Origin of the sequence: Pseudomonas sp. Z5-35, assembly GCF_051131945.1 — a bacterium.
Classification (GTDB): domain Bacteria; phylum Pseudomonadota; class Gammaproteobacteria; order Pseudomonadales; family Pseudomonadaceae; genus Aquipseudomonas; species Aquipseudomonas marvdashtae.
In genome coordinates, this window is sequence record NZ_CP071640.1 from 4,764,353 (window position 1) to 4,789,377 (window position 25,025).

The 25,025-nt window shown below is 61.6% G+C and carries 25 protein-coding genes; 11 read left to right on the plus strand and 14 right to left on the minus strand.

All coding sequences use genetic code 11. From position 1 onward, the window contains the following. Window positions 1-56: 56 nt before the first annotated feature. Both J3P95_RS21900 and J3P95_RS21905 read right to left on the minus strand, forming a co-directional pair. Complete coding sequence (locus tag J3P95_RS21900) at window positions 57-623, minus strand: DJ-1 family glyoxalase III (protein ID WP_434579691.1); 567 nt, start codon at window positions 621-623, stop codon at window positions 57-59. Window positions 624-702: 79 nt separating this feature from the next. Continuing rightward, the gene (locus tag J3P95_RS21905) at window positions 703-1,161 is read right to left on the minus strand and encodes a DUF4879 domain-containing protein (RefSeq protein WP_434558728.1); all 459 of its coding nucleotides are present in this window, start codon (window positions 1,159-1,161) and stop codon (window positions 703-705) included. Between the two features lie 205 nt (window positions 1,162-1,366). On the opposite strand from J3P95_RS21905, the gene J3P95_RS21910 reads away from it, so the two are divergent. The 4 genes from J3P95_RS21910 (at window position 1,367) to J3P95_RS21925 (ending at window position 5,234) form a co-directional block, all read left to right on the plus strand. Then, a complete protein-coding gene (locus tag J3P95_RS21910; RefSeq protein ID WP_434558729.1) occupies window positions 1,367-2,662 on the plus strand; it encodes an NCS2 family permease in 1,296 nt (431 codons plus the stop codon). Beyond that, window positions 2,659-3,738, plus strand: a complete 1,080-nt coding sequence (gene trmA, locus J3P95_RS21915) for a tRNA (uridine(54)-C5)-methyltransferase TrmA (protein WP_434558730.1) — start codon at window positions 2,659-2,661, stop codon at window positions 3,736-3,738. The genes J3P95_RS21910 and trmA overlap by 4 nt, the downstream gene beginning before the upstream one ends. A gap of 198 nt (window positions 3,739-3,936) precedes the next feature. Beyond that, the gene (aroQ, locus tag J3P95_RS21920; RefSeq protein ID WP_434579687.1) at window positions 3,937-4,377 is read left to right on the plus strand and encodes a type II 3-dehydroquinate dehydratase; all 441 of its coding nucleotides are present in this window, start codon (window positions 3,937-3,939) and stop codon (window positions 4,375-4,377) included. A gap of 5 nt (window positions 4,378-4,382) precedes the next feature. After that, window positions 4,383-5,234 (plus strand): shikimate dehydrogenase, encoded by an 852-nt coding sequence (locus J3P95_RS21925; RefSeq protein ID WP_434558732.1) that lies wholly within the window; start codon window positions 4,383-4,385, stop codon window positions 5,232-5,234. Between the two features lie 34 nt (window positions 5,235-5,268). On the opposite strand, the gene J3P95_RS21930 is transcribed toward J3P95_RS21925, so the two are convergent. Further along, window positions 5,269-5,946: a TetR/AcrR family transcriptional regulator gene (locus J3P95_RS21930; RefSeq protein WP_434558733.1), complete on the minus strand. Its 678-nt coding sequence runs from the start codon at window positions 5,944-5,946 to the stop codon at window positions 5,269-5,271. Between the two features lie 102 nt (window positions 5,947-6,048). Further along, entirely contained in the window at window positions 6,049-7,947 is a 1,899-nt protein-coding gene (quiC, locus tag J3P95_RS21935; RefSeq protein WP_434579685.1) for a 3-dehydroshikimate dehydratase QuiC, read from the minus strand. Between the two features lie 269 nt (window positions 7,948-8,216). Here quiC and J3P95_RS21940 point away from each other — a divergent pair, with 269 nt between their 5' ends. Continuing rightward, entirely contained in the window at window positions 8,217-9,554 is a 1,338-nt protein-coding gene (locus tag J3P95_RS21940; protein WP_434558735.1) for an MFS transporter, read from the plus strand. Between the two features lie 75 nt (window positions 9,555-9,629). Here J3P95_RS21940 and J3P95_RS21945 read toward each other — a convergent pair whose 3' ends face one another. Further along, complete coding sequence (locus J3P95_RS21945; protein ID WP_434558736.1) at window positions 9,630-10,508, minus strand: DMT family transporter; 879 nt, start codon at window positions 10,506-10,508, stop codon at window positions 9,630-9,632. A 250-nt stretch (window positions 10,509-10,758) separates the two neighbouring features. On the opposite strand from J3P95_RS21945, the gene ypfJ reads away from it, so the two are divergent. Both ypfJ and J3P95_RS21955 read left to right on the plus strand, forming a co-directional pair. Continuing rightward, window positions 10,759-11,646, plus strand: coding sequence for a KPN_02809 family neutral zinc metallopeptidase (gene ypfJ / locus J3P95_RS21950; RefSeq protein ID WP_434558737.1), 888 nt, complete (start codon window positions 10,759-10,761; stop codon window positions 11,644-11,646). Next, a complete protein-coding gene (locus J3P95_RS21955; protein ID WP_434579682.1) occupies window positions 11,646-12,590 on the plus strand; it encodes an alpha/beta hydrolase in 945 nt (314 codons plus the stop codon). Before ypfJ ends, J3P95_RS21955 begins: the two co-directional genes overlap by 1 nt. A gap of 36 nt (window positions 12,591-12,626) precedes the next feature. Here the strand turns inward: J3P95_RS21955 and J3P95_RS21960 are convergent, their stop codons facing one another. The 3 genes from J3P95_RS21960 to J3P95_RS21970 form a co-directional block, all read right to left on the minus strand. Continuing rightward, complete coding sequence (locus J3P95_RS21960; protein WP_434558739.1) at window positions 12,627-13,217, minus strand: HAD family hydrolase; 591 nt, start codon at window positions 13,215-13,217, stop codon at window positions 12,627-12,629. Then, window positions 13,214-14,083 (minus strand): acyl-CoA thioesterase II, encoded by an 870-nt coding sequence (gene tesB, locus J3P95_RS21965; RefSeq protein ID WP_024780306.1) that lies wholly within the window; start codon window positions 14,081-14,083, stop codon window positions 13,214-13,216. The genes J3P95_RS21960 and tesB overlap by 4 nt, the downstream gene beginning before the upstream one ends. A gap of 105 nt (window positions 14,084-14,188) precedes the next feature. Then, window positions 14,189-14,758 (minus strand): GNAT family N-acetyltransferase, encoded by a 570-nt coding sequence (locus J3P95_RS21970; RefSeq protein ID WP_434579679.1) that lies wholly within the window; start codon window positions 14,756-14,758, stop codon window positions 14,189-14,191. Window positions 14,759-14,831: 73 nt separating this feature from the next. Between J3P95_RS21970 and J3P95_RS21975 the strand changes: the two genes are divergently transcribed. Further along, window positions 14,832-15,752 (plus strand): histone deacetylase family protein, encoded by a 921-nt coding sequence (locus J3P95_RS21975; RefSeq protein WP_434558741.1) that lies wholly within the window; start codon window positions 14,832-14,834, stop codon window positions 15,750-15,752. 186 nt (window positions 15,753-15,938) lie between these two features. Beyond that, complete coding sequence (locus tag J3P95_RS21980; RefSeq protein ID WP_434558742.1) at window positions 15,939-17,186, plus strand: TIGR03862 family flavoprotein; 1,248 nt, start codon at window positions 15,939-15,941, stop codon at window positions 17,184-17,186. A gap of 147 nt (window positions 17,187-17,333) precedes the next feature. Here J3P95_RS21980 and J3P95_RS21985 read toward each other — a convergent pair whose 3' ends face one another. From J3P95_RS21985 to J3P95_RS22005, 5 genes are all read right to left on the minus strand, one after another. Further along, window positions 17,334-18,671: a DEAD/DEAH box helicase gene (locus J3P95_RS21985; RefSeq protein WP_434558743.1), complete on the minus strand. Its 1,338-nt coding sequence runs from the start codon at window positions 18,669-18,671 to the stop codon at window positions 17,334-17,336. Between the two features lie 58 nt (window positions 18,672-18,729). Beyond that, window positions 18,730-19,632: a drug/metabolite exporter YedA gene (gene yedA / locus J3P95_RS21990; protein WP_434558744.1), complete on the minus strand. Its 903-nt coding sequence runs from the start codon at window positions 19,630-19,632 to the stop codon at window positions 18,730-18,732. Between the two features lie 138 nt (window positions 19,633-19,770). Further along, window positions 19,771-20,382, minus strand: a complete 612-nt coding sequence (locus J3P95_RS21995; RefSeq protein ID WP_434579678.1) for a 3'-5' exonuclease — start codon at window positions 20,380-20,382, stop codon at window positions 19,771-19,773. Between the two features lie 21 nt (window positions 20,383-20,403). Beyond that, a complete protein-coding gene (locus tag J3P95_RS22000; RefSeq protein WP_030140338.1) occupies window positions 20,404-20,883 on the minus strand; it encodes an NYN domain-containing protein in 480 nt (159 codons plus the stop codon). Between the two features lie 128 nt (window positions 20,884-21,011). Further along, window positions 21,012-21,767, minus strand: coding sequence for a DUF2076 domain-containing protein (locus J3P95_RS22005; RefSeq protein ID WP_434579677.1), 756 nt, complete (start codon window positions 21,765-21,767; stop codon window positions 21,012-21,014). Window positions 21,768-21,944: 177 nt separating this feature from the next. On the opposite strand from J3P95_RS22005, the gene J3P95_RS22010 reads away from it, so the two are divergent. Then, window positions 21,945-22,604, plus strand: a complete 660-nt coding sequence (locus tag J3P95_RS22010; protein WP_434579675.1) for a YciC family protein — start codon at window positions 21,945-21,947, stop codon at window positions 22,602-22,604. Continuing rightward, on the plus strand, window positions 22,601-23,680 hold the full coding sequence (locus J3P95_RS22015; RefSeq protein WP_434579673.1) for an endonuclease/exonuclease/phosphatase family protein: 1,080 nt from the start codon (window positions 22,601-22,603) through the stop codon (window positions 23,678-23,680). Before J3P95_RS22010 ends, J3P95_RS22015 begins: the two co-directional genes overlap by 4 nt. A gap of 101 nt (window positions 23,681-23,781) precedes the next feature. Here the strand turns inward: J3P95_RS22015 and J3P95_RS22020 are convergent, their stop codons facing one another. After that, entirely contained in the window at window positions 23,782-24,942 is a 1,161-nt protein-coding gene (locus J3P95_RS22020; protein ID WP_434558749.1) for an L-talarate/galactarate dehydratase, read from the minus strand. Window positions 24,943-25,025: the final 83 nt, after the last annotated feature.

Here is a 25,025-nt window from a genome sequence, read left to right on the forward strand (position 1 = left end):
GCGCGGCCGAGCGGGAGCAAGCTCCCTCGCCACCGGGGCCCGCGGCTTGTGATGGATCAGGCAAGCAACTCAGCGGCCACCACGCTCCTCACGCCCTTGCCGCTGAGTTGTTCCACGAGCGTCAAGGCAAACGCCACGGCAGCTGCCGAACCTTGGGCGGTGATGCAGTTGCCATCCACGACCACCGGCTGATCGACGAAACTGCACCCGGACAGTTGCTGGCTCACGGTGGGCAGGCAAGTCATGCGGCGCTGGCGCAGGACACCAAAAGCCTGAAGCACCAGTGCCGGCGCTTCGGCGATGGCGGCAAAGAAACGCCCGGCGGCGGCCTGATCCTTGATCAACTGCTGCAACGGCTGATGGGCCGCCAGATGTTGCGCGCCGATGATGCCGCCCGGCAACACAATCAAGTCGAAGTCCTGGACCAGCAGGTCTACCAACATGCCATCGGCGGTCAAACGCGTGCCCCGTGCGCAGGTGAACATGCGCCGGCCCTCGATACTCGCCACCACCACTTCAAGCTGCGCCCGACGCAACACGTCGATCAGCGTCACCGTCTGCAAGTCGTCGACGCCTTCGGCCACGGCAATCAGGACTCGGGGGATCTTGGTTCCAAGAATCATGGGCACTCTCCGCGGGGTGGTTCCTGAAGACTAGCCAGCTTTGCCGGACCGTGTCAGGCGAAGCGCGTCCAGAACGTTGTCATTTGATGTACAGCTGGGTCGACATCCGGTTGCCCGGTGCGTTGATCGACACATTGCTGAAGCTGAAAGTGCCTTCCTGCTTGCCCTTGAGGTCGAAGACATAGAGGTAGCCGACTACCTTGGTTCTGGCCGAACAATCGTTCAGGTTGCCATTGCTGAATGCACACACGGGCGAGCGGGTGCCGTCGACCTCGAAGCCATCCAACGTGACGTGAGGCTGATGGCCGTAGCCGACTTCCAACACGTAGACCTTGATATTCGAGCCACCGTGATCGCAGCGGGTCCGTTCCTGCTGCGCGACGATGTCCTCGAAGCCGCAGGCCGGCGATTCGACCTTGAGCACCTTGACCTCGCTCAGCGGCGGCGCCGATGCGGCGTGTGCGGCCGCCACGGGCAGCCCCAAGCCCAAGGCCCAGCCCCATGTCCATGCCCAAGCGATTTTCTTCATGCGATACATACCGACCTCCCGGAATCGCGCGCAGTATGGCCCAATAATTGCCTCGGCACATCTCGTCACATCGAGGATCGCAGCCACATCGCCGCGCTGCTATGATGCGCGGCTTTTTCCGACCCAGCAGAAAATCCCGGGCGCCAATGGCGGTCTGTGCTTTGCTGTTGAGGTCGATACATTCACGGCGCCCGGCGCGCCACGGGGAGCAGACATGCTGGAAAGGCTGTTTCAACTCAAGGCACACAACACCAACGTGCGGACCGAGATCCTGGCGGGCGTCACGACCTTCCTGGCCATGGCCTACATTCTGTTCGTCAACCCGAGCATCCTCGGTGAAACCGGTATGGACAAGGGCGCAGTGTTCGTCGCCACCTGCCTGGCGGCGGCCATTGGCTCCGCGACCATGGGCCTGATCGCCAACTACCCGATCGCCCTTGCGCCGGGCATGGGCTTGAACGCCTTCTTCACCTACACCGTGGTCCTGCACATGGGCCATACCTGGCAAGTGGCGCTGGGTGCGGTGTTCATCTCTGCCGTGCTGTTTTTCCTGCTGTCGATCTTTCGCATTCGCGAATGGATCATCAACAGCATCCCGCTGCCGCTGCGCTCGGCCATCGCCGCCGGTATCGGCCTGTTCCTGGCGCTGATCGCCCTGAACAACGCCGGCATCGTGGTGAAGAACCCGGCGACCCTGGTCGGCCTTGGCGATCTAAAGCAACCGGCACCGATCCTCGCGACCCTGGGTTTTGTCCTGATCGTCGCCCTGGAAGCACTGAAAGTGCGCGGAGCGGTGCTGATCGGCATTCTGGCGGTCACCGTCGTCTCGATCCTGATGGGCTTCACGCCGTTCGGCGGCATCGTTTCCGCGCCGCCGTCCCTGGCCCCGACCTTCCTGCAACTGGACATCAAGGGCGCCCTGGACATCGGTCTGGTGAGCGTGATCTTCGCGTTCCTGTTCGTCGATCTGTTCGATAACTCCGGCACCCTGATCGGCGTCGCCAAGCGCGCCGGCCTGATGGGCAAGGACGGCCACATGCCGAAGATGGGCCGCGCGCTGATTGCCGACAGCACCGCCGCCATGGCCGGTTCGCTGCTGGGCACCTCGACGACCACCAGCTACATCGAATCGGCGGCGGGCGTCAGTGCCGGCGGCCGCACCGGCTTGACCGCCATTGTGGTGGCTATCCTGTTCCTGCTGGCGCTGTTCTTCTCGCCACTGGCCGCCAGCGTCCCGGCCTTCGCCACCGCGCCAGCCCTGCTGTTCGTCGCCGTGCTGATGACCTCGGGCCTGGCGGAAATCGACTGGGACGACATCACCGTTGCCGCCCCGGTGGTCATCACGGCCCTGGCGATGCCGTTCACCTACTCCATTGCCAATGGCATCGCCTTTGGCTTTATCGCCTGGACCGCCATCAAACTGGTGTCCGGTCGTGGTCGTGAGCTGAACCCGGCCCTGGTCATCCTGTCGATTCTGTTCGTTATCAAGTTGGGTTGGTTCAACGCATGACTTTTGATTCCCAGGCCTACGCCGCCCAGTTGCAGGACAAGGTCGCTCGTTTGCGCGACCTGCTGGCTCCGTTCGATGCACCCGAGCCTGTGGTGTTCGATTCGCCGTTGAAGAATTTCCGCCTACGGGCCGAGTTCCGCCTGTGGCGCGAAGCCGGCGAACGCCATTACGCGATGTTCTCCCAGGACGACAAGCGCACGCCGGTCCTCATTGAGGAGTTTCCTATCGCCAGCCTGCGCATCAACCAATTGATGCCGCAACTCAAGGCCGCCTGGCAGGCCAGTGCGCCCCTGAGCCATAAGCTGTTCCAGGTGGAGTTCCTGACCACTCTGGCCGGCGATGCGATGATCACCCTGTGTTATCACCGCCCGCTGGACGAGCACTGGCACGCCGCGGCATCGAAACTGGCGGCCGACCTGGGCGTCAGCATCATTGGTCGTTCCAAAGGCAAACGGGAAGTGATCGGCCAGGATTACGTAGTGGAGAAACTCGACGTCGGCGGCCGCACCTTCAGCTATCGCCAACCCGAAGGCGCCTTCACCCAGCCCAACGGCACGGTGAACCAGAAGATGCTCAACTGGGCTTATGAAAGCTTGGGTGATCGCAGCGACGATTTGCTGGAGTTGTACTGCGGCAACGGCAACTTCACCCTGCCCCTGGCCACCCGCGTGCGCAAAGTGCTCGCCACTGAAATCAGCAAGACCTCGGTGAACGCCGCGCTGAGCAACCTCAGCGAAAACGCTGTGGATAACGTCACGCTGGTGCGCCTGTCCGCCGAAGAATTGACCGAAGCCTTGAACGAAGTCCGTCCGTTCCGTCGCCTGCACGGCATCGATCTGAAAAGCTACGAATTCGGCAGCGTCTTCGTCGACCCGCCGCGCGCCGGCATGGACCCGGACACCTGCGAGCTGACCCGGCGCTTCGACAACATCCTGTACATTTCCTGCAATCCGGAAACCCTCGCCGCGAATATCGCGCAGTTGAACGATACGCACCGCATCACGCGTTGCGCGTTGTTCGATCAGTTCCCCTGGACCCATCACATGGAATCCGGGGTGTTGTTGACTCGGCGCTGAGCAGAGTCACACCCCTGTGGCGAGAGAGCTTGCTCCCTCGCCACAACTGCCCGCCCCTGAAAAAGCCGTGTTCGATCATCGAACACTTATTGGCCGATGTCGGCTGCTTTATTTGACCAAATTAACCATCTAGTACAATTTGTCTCCACAGGCTGGAACACGGCCGACACCAACAATAAAAATGTGGAGTATTTTGCGATGCCTCCGATCGTTCTGGTGCTCAACGGCCCGAACCTGAACCTGCTCGGCAGCCGCGAGCCGGCGACCTATGGCCATGAAACCCTGGCTGATATTTCCGCGTTATGCGGCCGCGCCGCCGAGGAGTTCGGCCTGGCCGTGGAATTTCGCCAGACCAACCAGGAAGGCGAGCTGATCGACTGGATTCACGGCGCCCGAGGTCGGTGTACCGGGATCATCATCAACCCGGCGGCCTGGACACATACATCGGTTGCCATCCGCGACGCCTTGGTGGCCAGTGAAGTCCTGGTAATCGAAGTCCACCTGTCCAACGTCCACGCCCGTGAAACGTTCCGTCACCACTCGTTCGTTTCATCGGTGGCCATCGGCGTGATGTGCGGGTTCGGCAGCCACGGCTATCGCCTGGCCCTGGAACATTTCAGTCAGCGGTTGAAGGGTTGATGCGCATGTCGAATCTCACTGTGCTGGCCGGCCTGATCGGCGCGGGTATCCAGGCGTCTCGCACGCCGGCGCTGCATGAGCACGAAGGCGATGCCCAAGGCATGCGTTACCTGTATCGATTGATCGATCTCGATGCGCTGAAGCTCGAGAGCGGCGCCCTGCCCGACTTGTTGATAGCCGCCGAACGCATGAGTTTTACCGGGCTGAACATCACCTTCCCGTGCAAACAGGCGGTCATCCCATTGCTGGACGAGCTGTCGCCCGAAGCCCGCGGAATCGGCGCGGTGAATACCGTGGTGCTCAAAGACGGCAAACGCATCGGCCACAACACCGATTGCCTGGGATTTGCCGAGGGCTTTCGTCGTGGCCTGGGCGACGTCTCGCGCCGCCACGTCGTCCAGATGGGGGCCGGCGGTGCAGGTGCGGCAGTCGCCCACGCGCTGTTGGCAGAAGGCGTGGGGACACTGAGCATTTTTGACGTCGAGGCCAGCCGTGCCGAGGCACTGGCGAACAATCTGAATCAACAGTTCGGCGCCGGTCGTGCCCGGGCCGGCCAGGATCTGGCCAGTGCCATGATCGAGACCGATGGGTTGGTGAATACCACGCCGATGGGCATGGCGAAACTGCCTGGCATGCCAGTGCCGGTCGAGCTGTTGCGAAGCGAATTATGGGTGGCGGAAATCGTTTACTTCCCATTGGAAACCGAACTACTGCGCAACGCCCGGGCCTTGGGTTGCCGCACGCTGGATGGCGGCACCATGGCGGTGTTCCAGGCAGTCAAGGCGTTCGAGCTGTTCAGCGGCGTGGCACCGGATGCCCAGCGGATGCTGGCGCACTTCCAGAGCATGAATCACTGAAAAACCCGTGGGGGCCTGCTCGCCTCCACGAGGTTCAGGCTTGCAGATACCGCAACACCGACTCGCAAACCATCTGCCGATGGCGCTGCTTGACGACTTCGTCCGACAGATCAATCTGAAAGATCTCACCGAATGTCTGGCGGTTGGACACGCGGTAAAAGCAGAACGAACTGATCAGCAAATGTACATCCAGCGGCTCGAGGCCCGCACGGAACACGCCCTCTTCGGCGCCGCGCCGCAGGATCACGCCCAGGGAATCGAGGATGGTGTTGGTCATCGCCTTGATCGTTCCGGACTGCTTGACGTATTCGGCGTTGTGGATGTTTTCGATGCAGACGATGCGCACGAAATCCACGTTGCGGTCGTGGTGGTCGAAGGTGAACTCCACCAGCCGGCGGATCGCATCGATCGGCGCCAGCTCCGCCAGGTGCAGGCGGCTCTCGGTGGTACGGATATCGCCGTAGAGTTTTTCCAGCACCTCGACGTACAACTGCTCCTTGCTGCCGAAGTAGTAATAGATCATGCGCTTGGAGGTGTGGATGCGCTCGGCGATGGCGTCGACCCGCGCGCCGGCGAGCCCCTGCTGGACGAACTCGACGATGGCTTCCTGAAGAATGTTCTCGCGGGTTTTCTCCGGGTTGTTCTTGCGACTCCTGCGCGGCGCGGCGACAGGTTCTTCGGCGACTGCGGAAAGCTCTGGATTCATAGTCATTGCGGGCTCACGGCCATCACTGCACAGGTTGGCGATTATGGGCCGCACCGCGCAGTGAAGGAAGCCACGGCGTCGCGCATTGCCGCCGCGTTTACGATTTCACTACAACTTGGCGTGCCGCACCCCACCGCTACGGGACTTGGCCATCGCTGCCAGCCGCACCGCGACATTGGCCGCGCCGTAACCGGCATAGCCATTCTTGCGCTGGATGATCTCGAAGAAAAATCGCCCTTCGAACGGTTCGGTGTAGACATGAAAAAACTCGCCACCCTGAGCGTCACGGTCGTACAACACGTTGAAATACGCCAGTTCGCTGAGAAACTCGTCGTCGAAATCGAAACGCGCCGCCAAGTCGTCGTAGTAGTTCAACGGAATGTCCAGCAACGGCACGCCCGCCTCCTTGGCGCGGCTGACCTGGGCGAAAATGTCATCGCAATCGAAGGCGATGTGATGCACACCGGAACCGCGATAACTCGACAGTGCATGTGAGATCGCGGTGTTACGGTTCTCGGAAATGTTCAACGGCAAACGGATCGAACTGCAGCGGCTGCGCAACGCACGGCTTTTGACCAGGCCGTAGGGATCGGGCAGCACCACTTCATCGTCAGCCTCGAAATCCAGCAGGCTCTTGTAGAACAGCACCCAACTGTCGAGGCTGTCGGCCGGCAGCGCCATCGCCATGTGATCGATGCGCTTGAGCCCGGCGCCGATCACCGCACCCGGTTGCAGGTTGAAATCGGTGCCATAGACATCGGCGTCCTGGTCCACCAGGTAAATCAGGCTGCCGTCCGGCGCACGCACCGCCGCGAGTTCCAGCTCATTGGGCCCCACCAGGCCACGATAGGGCTGGCCCTTGTAGGCGACAGCCCGCTCCAAGGCACAAGCGCTGTCCTGAACCCGCACCGCCGTCGCGCACAGCGACGGGCCGTGGGCTTCGAAAAAGTTGTGGGCGAAGGAATAAGGCTCGCTGTTGAGGATCAGGTTGATATCGCCCTGGCGCAACAGGCTGACATTCTTGGACCGATGTTGTCCCGCCTTGACGAACCCCAACTGCTCCAGCCAATGGGAGAGTTTGGCGCCGAGGTTGTCGTCCACAGCGAATTCGAGAAATTCGACGCCCTTGTATTCACTGGCTGGCGGCGTCGTGAACAGGATGTCGCTGTTGTGAGCAGGCACTTCTTCGGCCAGCCGCTGACGGGTTTTTTCCTCCAGGTACAACAGCGACCGTAAACCGTCGGCCGCGTTGGCCCTTGGCGGCGCGGCGCGAAATCCGTCGTTGAAGATTTCCAACGACAGCGGCCCGGTGTAGCCACTCTTGATGATCGGTGCCAGGAAGCCCGGCAGGTCGAACTCGCCCTGCCCCGGGAAACAGCGGAAATGCCGACTCCATTCCAAGACATCCATCGCCAGGATGGGCGCGTCGGCCATCTGCACGAAGAAAATTTTCTCGCCAGGGATCTCGGCAATGGCGCTCGGGTCGCCTTTGAGGGACAAAGTGTGAAAGCTGTCGAGCAATACGCCGAGGCTGGGATGATCGGCCTGGCGCACGATGTTCCAGACCTGTTGATACGTATTCACGTGCCGTCCCCAGGCCAATGCCTCATAACCAATGCGCAAGCCCCGCGCGCCGGCCCGTTCGGCCAGGAGCCGCAGGTCATCGATCAGGATTTGCTCATCGCCAACGCTGTCGGCGGCGGCATTGCTGCACACCAGCACGAGATCGGTGCCCAGCTCCTGCATCAGGTCGAATTTGCGCTCGGCCCGCTCCAGGTTGCGCGCCAGGCGTTCACGACGGCAGCCTTCAAAATCGCGAAACGGCTGGAACAAGGTGATGGCAATGCCCAAGTCGGCGCACATTTGCCTGATTTCCCGAGGGCTGCCGTCGTAATAGAGAAGGTCGTTCTCGAAGATCTCCACCCCGTCGAAACCGGCGGCGGCAATGGCTTCGAGTTTTTCCGGCAGGGTACCGCTCAACGAAACGGTGGCAATGGAACGCTGCATGAATTCGGCTCCCGGGACAGGCGTCGGCTACAAAAGTGCGCCGCTTTTTAAAAGAGTCAGCCGATTATTGGGCTGCCGGTTTCTTTGAGCAATTCAATATGTACCATCCAGTTAGTTTTTTGGGCGATTATCGAACACAATGCCCGATTAACGAATTGACGATTTTTTAGCCACTGCGCACCATCGGCCCCACGTTGACGCCGGCCTGAACTGCCGTCCCAATGGCAAACCCAGACCACACCATAAGAATTTCAAGAACGGGTGCACCTATGATTCCTTCCCAAAGTTCCCGCCTGGCCCCCGGCCTGGGTGCCTCCACCGAAAGCGTCGGCGACAAGATCCGTGGCGCCATGGCGGTGGGCAAGACCCGTTGGGGCATGCTCGCCCTGGTGTTTTTTGCCACCACCCTGAATTACATCGACCGCGCCGCACTGGGCGTCATGCAGCCCATTCTTGCCAAGGAAATGAGTTGGACGGCGATGGATTACGCCAACATCAATTTCTGGTTCCAGGTCGGCTATGCCATCGGCTTCGTGTTGCAGGGTCGGCTGATCGATCGGGTTGGCGTCAAGCGCGTGTTCTTCTGCGCCGTGCTGCTCTGGAGCCTGGCGACCGGCGCCCATGGCCTGGCTACTTCGGCGGTGGGCTTCATGGTCTGCCGCTTCATCCTCGGCCTGACCGAAGCCGCCAACTACCCGGCCTGCGTGAAGACCACCCGGCTGTGGTTCCCGGCGGGCGAACGCGCCGTGGCCACCGGTATTTTCAACGCCGGAACCAACGTCGGCGCAATGTTCACGCCGATGCTGTTGCCACTGGTCCTGCACGTGTGGGGCTGGCAGGCCGCGTTCCTGTGCATGGCCGCGCTAGGCGGGATCTGGTTGCTGTTCTGGGGTCTGAAATACTTCAACCCGGAAGATCACCCGAGCGTCAAACAGTCAGAACTGGACTACATCCAGGCCCAGGACGAACCGGACCAGGCCCGCGTGCCGTTCTCCCGGATCCTGCGCATGCGCGGCACCTGGGCGTTCGCCCTGGCCTACTCGATTACCGCGCCGGTGTTCTGGTTCTACCTGTACTGGCTACCGCCATTCTTGAACCAGCAATACAACCTGGGCATCAACGTGACCCAGATGGGCATTCCGCTGATCATCATCTACCTCACCGCCGACTTCGGCAGTGTCGGCGGCGGGATTTTGTCTTCGTTCCTGATTGGCCGCGGGGTCAATCCGATCAAGGCACGGCTGCTCTCCATGCTGCTGTTTGCCTGCTGCATCGTCGGCGTGATCATGGCCGCCGGCTCCAGCAGCCTGTGGGTAGCGGTGTTTGCCATTTCCCTGGCGATCGGCGCGCACCAGGCCTGGACCGCGAACATCTGGAGCCTGGTGATGGATTACACGCCCAAGCACATGATGAGTACGGTGTTCGGCTTCGGCGGCATGTGCGCGGCCATCGGCGGGATGTTCATGACCCAGTTGGTGGGGCACATCCTGACGATCACCAACAATAATTACACCGTGCTGTTCACCCTGATCCCGGCGATGTACTTCATTGCATTGATCTGGATGTACTTCATGGCGCCGCGCAAGGTTCCAATCCTGGAAAACTGACTGTCCATGCGCTGGCGGACAGCGACTTACCTGTGGCGAGGGAGCTTGCTCCCGCTCCACAGGGGCTCTGCCTAACTATTTGCGCCGCTGCTGCCACGCCGCGGCCAATCCACTCAGACAGATCAGCACAATGCCCACAATCGTGGTCAGCGTCGGCGTATGGCTAAAAAACAACCAGCCCAGCAAACCGGCGAAGATGATCTGGCAATACCCGAACGGCGCCAGCAACGCCGGGGCGGCAAAGCGGAACGCCTGGGTCAGCATCAGGTGCGCAGTCATCCCGCAAGCGCCCAGCGCCAGCATCATCACCCCGTGCGTCAGGCTCGGCACTTGCCAGAAGAACGGCACCAACGCGCTCATCACCAACGTATTGCACAGGCCGGCGAAAAAATTGCTGGTGGTCGGGCTGTCGATCTCGCTGAGCTTGCGCGTCAGCAACTGGTAGAAGCAGAAAAACAGCGCCGAGCAGAACGGCAACAGCACCGCCGGCGTAAACAGATCGCCGCCCGGGTGGACGATGATCAACACGCCGATAAAACCGAAGATCACCGCGATCCATTGGCCACGCGTCACATGCTCGCCGAGCAACGGCACCGATAGGGCGGTGACCAGCACTGGCGCGAGGAAGTTGACCGCCGTCGCCTCCGCGAGAGGGATGAACATCAGCGCGGTGGTGAAGAACAAACTGGTCCCCAACAGGCACAACGCCCGCGCCAACTGCCACAAAGGGCGCTTGGTACGCAGCACGCGCAGCCCCGAGCGCGGCAGGAAAATCCCTGCCATCAACAAGGTGTGCACGACATAACGTGCCCAGACCACCATGACGATCGGATAGAAGCCCGAGAGGTATTTGGACAATGCGTCATGACTGGAGAACAGGAACGTTGCGACCAGAATAAGCACGATGCCCTTGAAAGCCTGATTGACGCCGGAGAGCGGAGTGCTGATGGTCATAGGGAAACCTGCGTTGCTTGATGTAAAGGTCGTGATGCGCGGTGCAGTTATTGGGCCAGCGAGGGTTCCGATAGTTCTGGATCCGAAGTGTAATGAAAAATCCGCAGCCAGGCAGGGTTCGGCTCAGTGCTGAACCAAAGTCCGCGTCGGTTGCCTGACAGCTCAGGCACGGCGCGCACCTTGCGCCCCTAAAGACTAGACTGCGCCATAGCGGTCATCTCTTCGCACGCTCATTCAGAGGATTTCCCACATGTTATGGAAAAAAGGTCGCCGCAGTGACAACGTGGTGGACGCCCGTGGTGACGGTGGGGGCGGCGGCGGGATGCGCTTTGGCGGTGGCAAGGGATTGAGCCTGACGGCGATCATCCTGATTGTCGGCATCGGTTGGGTCACCGGCCAGGACCCCATGCAAATCCTCGGGCAACTCGCCGGACAGATGGACCAGGGCTCGGCCCCTGCCTCGTCGCAAACGCGCCAGGCGCCACCGGCCAACGATGAACAGGCCGAATTCGTCCGTTCCATCCTCGGCGATACCGAAGACACCTGGGGCCAAGTGTTCCAGCAAGCGGGGCGCCAGTACCAGCAACCGAAGCTGGTGTTGTTCAGTGGTCGGGTCAATTCGGCGTGCGGCCAAGCGTCCTCGGCGACCGGCCCTTTCTATTGCCCGGCAGACCGGCAGGTCTACCTGGACATGAGTTTCTTCAAGGAAATGTCCCAGCGTTTCTCCGCCGCCGGCGATTTCGCCCAGGCCTACGTCATCGCCCACGAAATAGGGCACCACGTGCAGACGCTGCTCGGTGTGTCGGCAAAAATCCAGGAAGCCCGCCAACAAGGCCGGCAAATGGAAGGCGACGGTGGCTTGCTGGTGCGCCAGGAATTGCAGGCCGACTGCCTGGCCGGCGTCTGGGCCAACCACGCGCAAAAACGCCTGAACTGGCTTGAGCCAGGGGACATCGAAGAGGCCCTGAACGCCGCCAACGCGATCGGCGACGATCGGCTGCAGCAGCAAGGCCAGGGCCGCGTAGTGCCGGACTCCTTCACTCACGGCACTTCGGCGCAACGGGTTCGCTGGTTCAAGATTGGTTTCGCCCAAGGCCAAGTGAGCCAATGCGACACCTTCGCGGCGAAAACCTTGTAATGAGGTGGGCGGCATTGCTCGGGTTGATGCTGTGCTGCATGGCACAGGCAGACGAACACGGTGTAAACGCCATCGCCCAGGGACGGCTGCAATTCAAGGCGGGCGCGATGGCCGTGGCCGTGAGCCCACCGCCTTCTTCGATCCAACGGGTGCTGATCATCGTCCATGGCCGGCTGCGCAATGCCGACACTTACCTGCACAGCGCTGAAAAAGCCGCCGCGCAGGCCGGTCAATCGGCGACGACCTTGATCATCGCCCCGCAGTTTCTCAACGGACACGATGTGGCGCGCCATCAGTTGCCTGCCGACATCCTGCGCTGGCAGGGCAATGAGTGGATGGCGGGCGGTCAATCCACGGGGCCAGACCCGGTCAGCTCATTCCAGGTGCTGGACGACATCGTCGCCCGGGTCAGCGACCGACAACAGTTCCCCGAAGTGAAGGAAATCGTCATCGCCGGTCATTCCGGCGGCGCCCAAGTGGTGCAGCGTTATGCCCTGCTCGCCCATGGTCCATCGCGTATTGCGCCACGCTTTGTCGTCGCCAACCCATCGTCCTACGCCTACCTCGATGCGCAGCGCCCGATGGCGTTCGACCCTGCCAGTTGCCCAACTTTCAACCGTTGGAAATATGGCCTTGAAAACCTGCCGGCCTATGCCACCGGCCAGACGGCGGTCCAGCTTGAAGAGCGTTACATCAAGCGCGACATTGTCTATCTGCTGGGGCAACAGGACATCGACCCGGAACACCCGGCGCTGGACAAAGGCTGTGAAGCTCAAACCCAGGGCGCGTATCGACTGCTGCGTGGGCAGTTCTTTTTCGATTACCTGAGCCGGCGTCATCCGCAAGGATTGAACCAGCGGCTCGTCGAGGTGCCCGGCGTCGGGCACGATGGCAATGGAATGTTCAATTCACCCGAAGGGCTGAAGGCATTGTTTGGTCAGTGAACCCACGCGAGTCTGCCGGCGAGAAAGATCCGCCCTTCAAGCGAGCATCCGTCGCAGTTCCCCACAATCGCGCGCATGCCAGTCCGTCAGTTCGGGCCACGGGTTGTCTGGCAGGTTTACCAGCACCGTCCGCGCCCCCGCCGCACGGCCGCAGTCCAGATCGAAACGATAGTCGCCGACCATGACCATCGTCTCCGGCGCCACGCTCCAGGCTTCGGCCAGTTTCAACAGGCCGCCGGGATGAGGCTTGGGCGGCGCTTCGTCGCGGCCCAGCACGTCCTCCACGGCAAAACAGTCCGCCAGGCCGATGGCCTCGAGGGTTACATGAGCCAGTTCGCGGGCGTTGCGGGTCAGGATGCCCAGGCGATAACCACGCCCGGCCAACTCGCGCACCAACTCGACCGCCCCTGGCGCTGGCTTGGACCCCAACGCCAAGTCCCGCTCATGCTCCAGCAACCAGGCATGCTTGGCCGCCGCTTCCTCTGCTGGCAATGCGGCCAGATGCGTGAGGATGTCGTCTTCGGGCGGGATCGCCAGGGCCACGCGGATCGCGGCGAAATCATGCACGGCGATGGTCAGCGTGCCGTCCATGTCGAACACCCAGTGCCGCACATCGGCCAGGCTCATGCCCAATCCTTGCGATGGCGGATCAAGCCTTCCTGGGTCACCGAAGCCACCAATTGCCCGGCGCGATTGAACACGCTGCCCCGAGAGAACCCACGGGAATTGCCGGCCCATGGACTGTCCATGGCGTAGAGCAGCCAGTCATCGGCGCGCAGGTCGGCATGGAACCACAACGCGTGATCGAGGCTGGCGACCTGCATGTCTTTCTGCCAGACCGATTTGCCGTGTGGCAGCATCGAGGTGGTCAACAGTCCGAAATCCGACGCGTAGGCCAGCAGGTATTTATGCAGGGCTGGCGAATCCGCCAGGGCGCCGTCGGCACGGAACCACACGTATTTGACCGGATCGGCCGGCTGCGGGTTGTAAGGATCTTTTTCCGTGACCGGGCGCACCTCGATCGGCTTGGGGCACAGCAGTTTTTCACGCATGTGCTCGGGCAACAGGTGCGCCCGCTGCTGGGTCAGCTCAAGCTCCGAGGGCAAATTCTCCGGCCCGACGACTTGCGGCATGGTGCTTTGATGTTCAAAACCTTGCTCGTCGTACTGGAACGACGCGCTGCAGGTAAAGATCGGGTTGCCCTTCTGGATCGCCGTGACCCGACGGGTGCTGAAGCTGCCGCCGTCACGCACGCGATCGACTTGATAGACCACCGGCAACGCCGCATCGCCCGGGCGCAGGAAGTAACCGTGCATCGAGTGCACATGGCGCGCCTCTTCCACGGTCTGGCTGGCCGCCGACAACGACTGGCCCAACACCTGGCCGCCGAACAACTGGCGGAACCCCAAGTCCTGGCTGCGACCGCGAAACAGGTTCTCCTCGATCGGTTCCAGGGTCAGCAGGTCGACCAGATCTTCCAACACGTGGCTCATTCAGACTTTCCTCACAACAGCACAAAACCGCGCAGACTGGGCTGCGACGGCGGATCGATGATTGGCCCGGGCCATTGTGGCGGGCATTGTAGACGTCCGTGTCGGCTAACCGTGCAGGGTCTGCAGCCACTGCTCGCGGTTGATTCGGTAGAGCACATGGTGACGCAATGGATGGCCGACCGCGAGCTTTGGATGTTCGAAGTCATCGGCCGGGTCATGCAGCATACCGATGGCTTGCATGACTTTCTGCGATGGCAAGTTATCCACAGCGGTAAACGCCACGACTTCATCCAGGCCCAGGCGGTCGAACCCACAGCGCAACGCCGTCCAGGCGGCTTCGCTGGCGTACCCCAAGCCCCAATGCTCCCGGGCCAGGCGCCAGCCGATCTCGACCGCGGGGGTGAAATGTGCGTCGAACCCGACCACGCCCAACCCGGTGAAGCCAATGAAGTCCCCGGTGTCCTTGCGTTCCAGGGCCCACAAACCAAAACCGTGCTCGGCGAAATGCCCGCGCACCCGGCCGATCAACGCGGCGCTTTCCAGGCGGCTCAGCGGTGCCGGAAAATAACGCATCACCTGGGGATCGGCAGACATCGCTGCAAATGCCGGCAGATCATCATCGCTCCACTGTCGCAGTATCAGCCGTGCGCTTTCCAGTTCCAGTATCGGCTCCATTTTCACTCCCTTTCCATGCCCCAGAGTTTACATCGCTGGTAGGATCCGTCACTCAATCGCCACTGAAAACACCATGCCGCTGCCGCTGATCTACCACGAAGACTACAGCCCCGAATTTCCCCCGGAGCACCGTTTCCCCATGGACAAGTTTCGCCTGCTGCGCGACCACTTGGTGGACAGCGGCCTGACCCGGGACGCGGACCTGTTGCGTCCGGCGCTGTGCCCGCCAGAGATTCTCGCCCTGGCCCACGATCGCGGTTATATCGAACGCTATATGGGCGGCGAGTTGTCCCGCGAAGACCAACGGCGCCTTGGCCTGCCCTGGAGCGAAGCCTTGGCCCGGCGAACGGTGCGCGCCGTCGGCGGTTCACTGCTCGCCGCCGAACAAGCGCTTGAGCATGGGCTGGCCTGTCACCTGGCCGGCGGTACACATCACGCCCACTACGACCACCCGGCGGGCTTTTGCATTTTCAACGACCTGGCGGTGATCAGCCGCTACTTCCTGGCCAGTGGCCGGGTCTCGCGGGTGCTGATTTTCGATTGCGATGTGCATCAGGGCGACGGTACCGCCCGAATACTCCATGACACCCCGGACGCCGTGACAGTTTCCTTGCACTGCGAAAAGAATTTTCCGGCACGCAAGGCGCACAGCGACTGGGACATTCCCCTGCCGATGGGCATGGGCGACGACGCGTACCTGAGCGTCGTCGATGACGCCCTCAACTACCTGCTGCCGCTCTATCAGCCGGACCTGGTGCTATATGACGCCGGGGTCGACGTTCACAAGGACGATGCCCTCGGTTACCTGAAGTTGACCGACGAAGGCCTCGCGGCCCGGGATGAAAGCGTGATGCGTCATTGCCTGGGGCGGGACATCCCGGTGGTCGGCGTGATCGGCGGCGGCTACAGCAAGGACCGCAAAGCCCTGGCCCGGCGCCACGGGATCCTGCACCACAGCGCACAAAAGGTCTGGGCGTCATCAGGTTGTCACTGAAATCTGCGCTTTACCCACAATGGCTGTGGAACGGCCTGTGGATAACCTGAGCGAAACGGCTTACAGCCTATGTTGCCTCTAGTCCGCGCCGCACTGGTTGTTTTTTGATCAATCTGAGCTCCGCCGCTCCCAGAAGAACCGGTGCTGCTAGAATGCTGCGCCTCTTCCAGCCCCAAAGTTCAAATCATGACCTCGACTGCCCCAGCCTCTTCTCCAAACGTCGCCATCATCGGCGGTGGCCCCGCCGGCCTGATGGCGGCCGAGGTGTTGAGCCAGGCCGGCATCCAGGTCGACCTTTATGACGGCATGCCATCTGTGGGTAGGAAGTTTTTGCTGGCCGGTGTCGGCGGAATGAACATTACCCACTCGGAAGCGTTCCCGGCGTTCCTGTCCCGCTACGGCGAGCGCGCGTCGAATGTCGCCCCACTGCTACGGGCGTTCGACGCGCAAGCGTTATGTCAGTGGATTCACGGCCTGGGCATCGAGACCTTTGTCGGCAGCTCCGGGCGGGTATTTCCTACGGACATGAAAGCCGCGCCGCTCTTGCGCGCCTGGCTCAAACGCTTGCGCGATGCCGGCGTGGTGATCCACACGCGCCATCGCTGGCTCGGTTGGAATACCGACGGCAGCCTGCGTATCGCCAGTCCAGACGGTGAAAAGTCGTTGCGGCCCAACGCGACGTTGCTGGCATTGGGCGGCGGCAGCTGGTCACGCCTGGGATCCGACGGTGCCTGGATGCTGGAGCTGGAACAGCGCGGTATCGCCTTGGCGGCCTTGCAGCCGAGCAACTGCGGATTCGACGTGCCGGCCTGGAGCGATCTGCTGATTGGCAAATACGCCGGCGCGCCGCTCAAGAATATCGCCATCGGACTCAACGACGACGTGCCGCGCCTCGGCGAATGCGTCATCACCGCCACCGGCCTGGAAGGCAGCCTGATCTATGCGCTGTCTGCGCGGATTCGGGAGGCCATCAACCAGCATGGACACGCCATTATTCATCTGGATCTGCTGCCGGGCAGGCCTGTGGGCAAAATTCTTCAAGCACTGGGCAAGCCGCGCGGCTCACGCTCGATGGCCAAGCACCTGCACAGCCAACTGGGGATCGACGGGGTCAAAGCGGCGTTGTTGCGAGAACTCACGTCTGCCGATTGTTTCGCCGACATGGCGCGGCTGGCCCAGGCGATCAAGGCCTTGCCCGTTACCCTGGTGAAAACCCGCCCGCTGGACGAAGCCATCAGCAGCGCCGGAGGCGTGACCTTCGAAGCCTTGGATGAGGGCCTGATGCTCAAGCAACTTCCTGGGGTTTTCTGCGCGGGGGAAATGCTCGATTGGGAAGCGCCGACCGGGGGTTATTTGCTCACAGCGTGCTTTGCCAGTGGCCGGGCGGCGGGGTTGGGGATGGTGGGGTTTCTGCGAAACAGCGGCAAGTTGTAAGTCACAAGCTGCAAGCTACAAGCTACAAGCTGCAAGCTGCAAGCTGCAAGCTGCAAGCTGCAAGCTGCAAGCTGCAAGCTGCAAGCTGCAAGCCTTAGGCTGCATGCGTCCAACTTGCAGCTTGCAGCTTACAACTTGAAGCTGCTCTCAAGGCTTCCTCTTGCGTGGCCCAGTATTGAACACCGGCACTTTTCGCACAGGTTTCACCGAAGGTTCGACCGGTCCCGAGTCGCCGCTGTCCACCCACTTGCCCAGGTTGCGCTTGCCGCCGCTGCCTTGGGTTTTCGGCTTCTTCGGCTTTTTCGGCTTCTTGACGACCTGGCCGCTGGCATCGGTGTCCGGCACGCGGTGTTCAGGCTCGAAGTCCTGCTCCATCTGCCGCGGCAAAGTCTGACGAGTCAGGGTTTCGATGGCCGACAGCAGATTCACTTCATCGGCGCAAACCAGGGAAATCGCCTGCCCTGTGGCGCCCGCCCGGCCCGTGCGGCCGATGCGGTGGATGTAGTCTTCGGCAACGATCGGCAAATCGAAATTCACCACCAGCGGCAAATCCTCGATATCCAGCCCGCGAGCGGCAACGTCGGTCGCCACGAGTATCTGCACTTCGCTTGCCTTGAAGCGGTCCAGCGCGCGTTGGCGGGTGGCCTGGGGTTTGTCGCCATGGATGCCATCGGCGTTGACGCCCAGCCCCTGGAGTTTTTCCACCAACGCATCGACGCCGTTGCGGGTCTTGGCGAATACCAGCACTTGCTTCCACTTGTGCTTTCGCATCAGGTGGACAAACAGTTCCGGCTTGCGTTTCTTGTCGACCGTCACCACCCACTGCTTGACGGTGTTCGCGGCCACGTTGCGCGGGCTCACTTCGATGCTCAACGGGTCGTTGAGCATCTGCCCGGCCAGCAGGCGGATCGCATCGGAGAACGTGGCCGAGAACAGCAGCGTCTGGCGCTTCTTCGGCAGGGCCTTGTAGATATTCGCCAGCTCTTCGGAGAAACCCAGGTCGAGCATGCGGTCCGCTTCGTCCAGCACCAGCGTCTGGAGCTGGTTGAACGTCAGCGCGTTCTGGCGGAACAGATCGAGCAGGCGGCCCGGCGTGGCGACTAACAAATCGACGCCTTTGCGCAACTTCATCATCTGCGGGTTGATGCTGACGCCACCGTACACGGCGTAGGTGCTCAAAGGGAGATTCTGCGCGTACTGGCGCACGCTTTCATGAACCTGCTCGGCCAGCTCGCGGGTCGGCACGAGGATCAGCGCCCGTACCGAATTGGCGGTCACCTTCGGCCCTTCGGTGGTCAGCAACTGCAACAGCGGCACGGCGAAACCGGCGGTCTTGCCGGTGCCGGTCTGGGCCGCGGCCATCAGGTCGCGACCGGCGAGCACCGCCGGCATGGCTTCGGCCTGGACCGGCGTCGGCGTCTGGTAGCCGAGCGTCTCGAGGGCGCGCAGCAGGGGTTCGATCAGGCCAAGAGTGGCGAAAGTCATGGAGATACCGTAGGAAAAATCAGCGCAAGGTGTGCAATGCGCGGCAGTTTACCCTAAATCAGGATTCGGCCGGTGCAGGCTTGGGCTTGCGCCACTGCGGCAAGCCGATCAACACCACGGCGCTGATGATCACCAGCATCGCCATCGCCTCCTCGATGCCGATGGTTTCTCCGGCAAAGACGATCCCCAACAACACCGCCACTGCTGGATTGACGTAGGCATAGCTGGTCGCCGCCGCCGGACGCACATGCTTGAGCAGGTACATGTAGGCATTGAAGGCGATGATCGAGCCGAAACCGATCAGATAGAGCAGCGCGAGCCAGCCTTCCAGCGGCGGCATGCTCTCCAGATGTTCGCCGCTGGCGAAGCTGCCGATCAACAACACCACGCCGGCGACCAGCATTTCCACGGCACTGGCCATCGCCCCGGCCGGTAACGGCAAGTGTCTGCTCAATACCGAGCCAAAGGCCCAGGAAGCCGCCGCGAAGACCAGCAAAGCCGCCCCCAACGGGCTCGATTGCAAGTTGGAACCCAGGTTGAGCATGGCGATGCCGATCAATCCCAACACAATCCCTGCCCATTCCAGACGGGTATTACGTGCGCCCCAGAAATAGCCGCAGAGCAAGGTAAACAAAGGCACCGTCGCCACGGCCAACGCCGCCACCCCAGACGCCACGCCCATGTGCTCGGCGACACTCACCGCACCGTTGCCGAACGTCAGTAGCAGCACGCCAATGAGTGCCCCGGCTTTCCATTGCACCCAGGTCGGTGCCGGCGCCCCACGCCAACGCAGGAAGCCGTACATCAGCGACCCGGCGATCACGAAACGAATCCCGGCCAGCAGCAAGGGCGGCCAATGCTCGACGCCGATGCGAATCACCAGGTAGGTCGAACCCCAGATGACGTACAAGGCGAAGAAGGCAGCGATCAACGGCAACGGAAAACGACGTGGGACAGGCATGTTCAACTCGAAGTCAGGACGATGAGAGCCGTTCATTCTAGAAAGGCGACAGGCAGAAAATAAGCTACAAAACCTGTTTATCCGAGCCATACACTTTTCAAAACACGGAGATATTGATTAAGGGGTTGCGGGGTGTGTCTAGAAACCGCGATGGCGCTTCAGATGCTCGTTGATCTTCGCCGCCGGCACCTTCTGCAAACTGCACAGCAGGTCATGGGACAGCTCCTGCAGCCCATGCTTTTGCCGCAGTTGCGAAGCCAGGTGCGCGGTGAGGTTGGCGGCCATTTCGGCGTCGGCCATGGCCCGGTGAGCCTGGCCGGTGTGGGGCAAGCCGGCGAACGTGTTGAGTGTGCCGAGCTTGTGGTTGGGTGCCGCCGGCATCAAGCGCCTGGCCAGCAACAATGAACAGGCGAAGTTTTGCAGACGGGTGCGTTTGATCCGTCCCAGTTCGAAGTCCCAGAACTTCTGGTCGAACGCGGCGTTATGGGCCAGCAACGGCGTGGTGCCGACGAATTCGTTGACCTCGTTCATCACCTTTTCCGCCGGGGGGGCGCTGCGCAGCATGGCATTGCTGATCCCGGTCAGTTGCTCGATGAAGGCCGGGACGCGGACGCCGGCGTTCATCAGGCTCTGATAACGGTCAACGATCCGGCCTCGTTCGAGAATCACCACGGCGATTTCGGTGGCCCGGCAACTGCTGCTCGGGGTGATGCCGGTGGTTTCAAAGTCGATGACTGCGATGCGTTCCAAACCTGTGGGGCTCCTTGAAAATCAGTTCTTGAGTAGCAACGCGCCTTCGATGGGCACGTAGCGACTGGCGGCGCGGATCAGCGAGTTGGCGGTCAACCCTGGCACGCCGTAGGCCACCGCTTGCACGCCGTGCTTGCTGATGATGCGCTCAAGCAGCATGTCGAAATCGCCATCGCCAGAGGCCAGCACCACTTCATCGACGTGGTCGGCGGCGTCCATGATGTCGAGGGTGATACCCACGTCCCAGTCGCCCTTGGCCGAGCCGTCGCTGCGCTGGATATAGGGCTTGAGTTTCACGGTGAAACCCAGGTTGCGCAGGATCTGCTGGAACTGCTGCTGCTTGCTGTCGCCGCGATCGATCGCATAGGCATAGGCTTCGACAATCTGCCCCTGCTTGCTGACATCAGCCCACAACGCCGCGTAATTGAAATGACAGCCGTAGGCTTGGCGCACGGTGTAGTAGAGGTTCTGGACATCGGCGAACACTGCGATTTTTTTCACCGCGTTTCCTCATGAATGCACACGCGCGCAGGCCACCCGGCCCGAAAAGTTGCCCAGTATGCCAGCCTCAAGGAACGTTCCGCGAATAATCGGCCCGAGGCGCCAGGGCGCCCCGGACGAATGGCGCGTCAGACGAAGGAGTCGTCGTCGCCGAACGATGACGAATCGTCGCTGTAGTCCGCGTCGCTGAAACCGCCCGGGGCGTTGCCGTAGGCATCGCTGTCGGCCACGCGCTGGTCGTCGCCCCAACCGTTGTCGGTGCTCCCAGCGGTGTCGCTGGCCGGCAGGACCGGTTCTTCCTTGAGGACTTCGACGATTTCCTGGGGTTGGTTGCTGTGGAACAGACTGCTGATGCCCTGGGCCAGCATCACGCCACCGGCCACGCCCGCCGCGGTTTTCAAGGCACCGCCGAGAAAGCTGCCCGCCGCCGGGGCTTGCTGTTGCGGCGCGCCATAGCTGCCCGGCGCCGCGCCGAAGCCTTGCTGGGCCGGCGAATTGAAAGCAGGTCGCGCCGGTTCGCGCCAGCCACTACCGCTGGAGGCCGGCGCAGTGGCCGGACGCGAATCGCGGCTGCTGCCGCCGAAAATACTTGAGAGAAAACCACCACCGCCGCTGGGTGCAGAAGTCTGGTTACGGGCCTGCTGCAACTCAACCTGCAGTTGCTCGACCTGCTGGGCGAGCTGCTTGTTCTGCTCATCGAGGCGCTTGATCGCGGCCTCCTGCACCAGGATCGCCTGGGCCATGAAATAGCCCGCCGCAGGCTGGTTGGCCAAGTGCTCCTTGATCCGCGCCTCAGCCTGGGCGTCACGCGGGGCTGAATCCTTTTCGGCCTGTTGCAGCCGTGAAAACAGTCCATCGATCAGGGTTTGTTCTTCGCTGTTCATGGCGACCTCATCAGATTGCCGGATAGAAAACCGAGCCGGTCCTAAACACCGGTCCTCGTCAGTAATGGGGTTCAACAGGAACCTTTCAACGGTCTTTACCTGATGTTTACGTTTGTTTATGCAGCCACCTGATGGGTAAAGTGTCGAACCGCTTTTTCTGAAGTGCGATACCGACTCATGAATCCGTTAGAAGTACTGCGTGACTCCTTGTATTTTTTCAAGCGCCATCTGGGCCGGATCGCCCAGCTTTGCCTGCCGCTGGTGATACTGGAAGCAGTGCTGCAACAAGGGGTGGACAGCGCTTTCGGGGCCGAAGGTTTTTCCGGCTACAGCGTGATCGTCGGTCTCCTTGTGTACCCGCTGTACACCGTCGCGTTGATTCTGTTTCTCGACGCCCGCAGTCGTGGCGAAGCCCCCCGCGCCCGTGACCTGCTGGCGGCCGCTCTGCTCCAGTGGCCACGCTTCGCCTTGCTGACGGCCCTCAACACGCTGCTGATCCTGATCGGCATTTCCCTGTATTTCCTGCCGGGGCTATGGCTGATGGTCGTCCTCGCCTTCGGTGAATACCTCTTGGTGTTAAGAGGCATGGCGCCGCTGGCCGCGATGAAGGAAAGCGCGCGTCTGAGTCGGGGCCATTTCTGGCGAATCCTGTTGTGCATCCTGGCCGTGATGATTCCGCTGTGGCTGCTCAAGGGCGCCAGCGTCTCGGTGTACCCTGAGCCCCAGAATCCATTGATCAGTTTACTGGTCGACAGCATCCACAGTTTCCTGCAACTGTTCACCACGGTGGTGCTGTTCCGAATGTTCATGTTGATTGCAGAAAAGCCCGCGCCATGACCCGTCTGCTGCGATACACCGTGCTGGGCCTGTTGCTGTTCGTCGGCATCGGGATCTTCGCCATCTATGGCCTGACCTGGCGCCCCCAGGCCCGGGAGGCGCTGCCGGTCAGTTGCGCCGCGAATGCCGCGCCGCTGGTGCCTGGGCAGGCGTTGAAGGTGATGACCTGGAACGTCCAGTTCCTGGCCGGCAAGCGCTACGTGTTCTGGCACGACCTGGCCCAGGGCGACGATGAAAGCCCGACCCTGGAAGACATGGCCTTCAGCCTCGACGAAGTGGCGCGGGTCATTCGCGACGAGCAACCGGACGTGGTGTTGCTCCAAGAGCTCGACAACGGCGCCAAGGCCAGCGATTACCAGGACCAGCTCAAGCTGTTGCAGGAACGCTTGGCCGACCTGTATCCCTGCGCCGCCAGCGCCTTCGACTGGAAAGCCGACTTTATCCCCAACCCGTACATCTTCGGCAGCGTTGGCCGGCAATTGGCGACACTGAGCCGCTACCGCATCGACCACGCCGAGCGGGTGCAATTGCCAGTGGCCGAGGCGAACTTCATCACGCGTCAGTTCCAGCCGAAAAATGCCTTGCTGGTGAGTTACCTGCCCGTGAACGGCGGTGGCCAACTGGCGGTGCTCAATACGCATCTGGAACGCGCCGCACAGCCGGATGACACCGCCCAGGCTCAGGTCGGCGCCGTGTCCAAGGTCCTCGACAAGCTTGAGTCCGCCGGTACCCCGTGGCTAATCGGTGGCGATTTCAATCTGTTGCCCTTGGGCCAATACCGACGCCTGCCCACCGAACAGCGCTCGCCCTACTCCGCCGACAGCGAGCTGCATCAGTTGTGGGACAAATACCCGATGATCCCCACCAACAACGAAGCCAGCGGCATCGACCGCGCACACTGGCTGACCCACTACCCGAACGACCCCGGCCTCAACGGCCCCGACCGGACCGTCGACTACCTGTTCTACAGCCCGCGCCTCAAACGGGTCGAAGCGCAGGTACGGCAGGACGACACGTTGCGCATTTCCGATCATCTGCCGGTGATCGCGCGGCTTCTGTTGCCGGCGACGCCCTGAGAGGCGCTACAGCGCTACCGACGACGCTGCCGCGGGTGGTCGTCAGTCCTCGAAGAGGCCATACGATGGCCTCGTTAGCGGGTTCGTATACAACACGGCTATCAGGGACGTGTCCCGACCGTCGCCTCCTGCACCGTCCACGGCTTGACCTGCTCGCTGAGCGTCAGTCCAAGACCTGGCCGAGTGGGCACGAGCATCCGCCCTTCGCGGGTTTCGAGGCGCTCGTTGAACAGTGGTTCAAGCCATTCGAAATGCTCCACCCAGGGTTCGGTCGGGTAAGCCGCCGCCAGGTGGACGTGCAACTCCATGGCAAAATGCGGCGCCAGCATCAAACCGGCTTGCTCAGCCATCGCCGCCACCTTCAGGTAAGGCGTGATACCGCCCACGCGTGGCGCGTCAGGCATCAGGAAGTCGGCACCGCGCAGCTTGATGAATTCGGCGTGCTCCGCAACGCTGGTCAGCATTTCACCGGTCGCGATCGGCGTATCGAATTGTTGCGCCAATGCAGCGTGGCCTTCGGCGTCATAGCAATCGAGCGGCTCTTCGATCCAGATCAGGTTGTACCCTTCGAATTGCCGGCACATGCGCTGGGCGGTCGGCCGATCCCACTGCTGGTTGGCGTCGACCATCAGCGGGAAGTTGTCCCCAAGGTGCTTGCGCACGGTGCTCACCCGTTGAATATCAATGGCGCAATCCGGTTGCCCGACTTTCAGCTTGATGCCGCCGATGCCCTTTTCACGAGACAAGTCGGTGTTCTTCATCAGTTGATCGAGTGGGGTGTGCAGGAAACCGCCCGAGGTGTTGTAGCACCGCACCGAGTCACGTTGAGCACCGAGCAAACGGGCCAGGGACAGATTCGCCCGCTTGGCTTTCAAATCCCATAACGCCACATCGAACGCGCCGATGGCCTGTGTCGACATACCGCTACGCCCCACCGAGGCACCGGCCCAGCACAATTTGGTCCACAGCTTGGCAATATCGCTCGGATTTTCACCAATCAGCGCCGGTGCTATTTCCTGGGCGTGGGCGAACTGCCCAGGCCCACCGGCACGTTTCGAATAACTGAAGCCGAGGCCGCGATGCCCATCGATGGTTTCGATCTCCGCGAACAGAATGGCAATTTCTGTCATCGGTTTCTGCCGCCCGGTAAGCACCTTGGCGTCACTGATCGGATTGGCCAGCGGCAGAATCACCGACGCCACACGAACCCAGGCAATACGGTCGTCGTCGGAGGATCTACGGGTGTTTTCTGCTACGAGCATGCGACTACTCCTTGGTCTCTTCGAATCGATGTTCACCGTTTTAGAATCGATGATTGCGCAATCATTGCTGCGTTTAAAAAAGG

What these genes read in the sequence shown, in the direction of transcription:
- J3P95_RS21900 (WP_434579691.1), bottom strand. Translation starts at nt 623, where the DNA reads ATGATTCTTGGAACCAAGATCCCCCGAGTCCTGATTGCCGTGGCCGAA.
- J3P95_RS21905 (WP_434558728.1), bottom strand. Translation starts at nt 1,161, where the DNA reads ATGTATCGCATGAAGAAAATCGCTTGGGCATGGACATGGGGCTGGGCC.
- J3P95_RS21910 (WP_434558729.1), top strand. Translation starts at nt 1,367, where the DNA reads ATGCTGGAAAGGCTGTTTCAACTCAAGGCACACAACACCAACGTGCGG.
- trmA (WP_434558730.1), top strand. Translation starts at nt 2,659, where the DNA reads ATGACTTTTGATTCCCAGGCCTACGCCGCCCAGTTGCAGGACAAGGTC.
- aroQ (WP_434579687.1), top strand. Translation starts at nt 3,937, where the DNA reads ATGCCTCCGATCGTTCTGGTGCTCAACGGCCCGAACCTGAACCTGCTC.
- J3P95_RS21925 (WP_434558732.1), top strand. Translation starts at nt 4,383, where the DNA reads ATGTCGAATCTCACTGTGCTGGCCGGCCTGATCGGCGCGGGTATCCAG.
- J3P95_RS21930 (WP_434558733.1), bottom strand. Translation starts at nt 5,946, where the DNA reads ATGACTATGAATCCAGAGCTTTCCGCAGTCGCCGAAGAACCTGTCGCC.
- quiC (WP_434579685.1), bottom strand. Translation starts at nt 7,947, where the DNA reads ATGCAGCGTTCCATTGCCACCGTTTCGTTGAGCGGTACCCTGCCGGAA.
- J3P95_RS21940 (WP_434558735.1), top strand. Translation starts at nt 8,217, where the DNA reads ATGATTCCTTCCCAAAGTTCCCGCCTGGCCCCCGGCCTGGGTGCCTCC.
- J3P95_RS21945 (WP_434558736.1), bottom strand. Translation starts at nt 10,508, where the DNA reads ATGACCATCAGCACTCCGCTCTCCGGCGTCAATCAGGCTTTCAAGGGC.
- ypfJ (WP_434558737.1), top strand. Translation starts at nt 10,759, where the DNA reads ATGTTATGGAAAAAAGGTCGCCGCAGTGACAACGTGGTGGACGCCCGT.
- J3P95_RS21955 (WP_434579682.1), top strand. Translation starts at nt 11,646, where the DNA reads ATGAGGTGGGCGGCATTGCTCGGGTTGATGCTGTGCTGCATGGCACAG.
- J3P95_RS21960 (WP_434558739.1), bottom strand. Translation starts at nt 13,217, where the DNA reads ATGAGCCTGGCCGATGTGCGGCACTGGGTGTTCGACATGGACGGCACG.
- tesB (WP_024780306.1), bottom strand. Translation starts at nt 14,083, where the DNA reads ATGAGCCACGTGTTGGAAGATCTGGTCGACCTGCTGACCCTGGAACCG.
- J3P95_RS21970 (WP_434579679.1), bottom strand. Translation starts at nt 14,758, where the DNA reads ATGGAGCCGATACTGGAACTGGAAAGCGCACGGCTGATACTGCGACAG.
- J3P95_RS21975 (WP_434558741.1), top strand. Translation starts at nt 14,832, where the DNA reads ATGCCGCTGCCGCTGATCTACCACGAAGACTACAGCCCCGAATTTCCC.
- J3P95_RS21980 (WP_434558742.1), top strand. Translation starts at nt 15,939, where the DNA reads ATGACCTCGACTGCCCCAGCCTCTTCTCCAAACGTCGCCATCATCGGC.
- J3P95_RS21985 (WP_434558743.1), bottom strand. Translation starts at nt 18,671, where the DNA reads ATGACTTTCGCCACTCTTGGCCTGATCGAACCCCTGCTGCGCGCCCTC.
- yedA (WP_434558744.1), bottom strand. Translation starts at nt 19,632, where the DNA reads ATGCCTGTCCCACGTCGTTTTCCGTTGCCGTTGATCGCTGCCTTCTTC.
- J3P95_RS22005 (WP_434579677.1), bottom strand. Translation starts at nt 21,767, where the DNA reads ATGAACAGCGAAGAACAAACCCTGATCGATGGACTGTTTTCACGGCTG.
- J3P95_RS22010 (WP_434579675.1), top strand. Translation starts at nt 21,945, where the DNA reads ATGAATCCGTTAGAAGTACTGCGTGACTCCTTGTATTTTTTCAAGCGC.
- J3P95_RS22015 (WP_434579673.1), top strand. Translation starts at nt 22,601, where the DNA reads ATGACCCGTCTGCTGCGATACACCGTGCTGGGCCTGTTGCTGTTCGTC.
- J3P95_RS22020 (WP_434558749.1), bottom strand. Translation starts at nt 24,942, where the DNA reads ATGCTCGTAGCAGAAAACACCCGTAGATCCTCCGACGACGACCGTATT.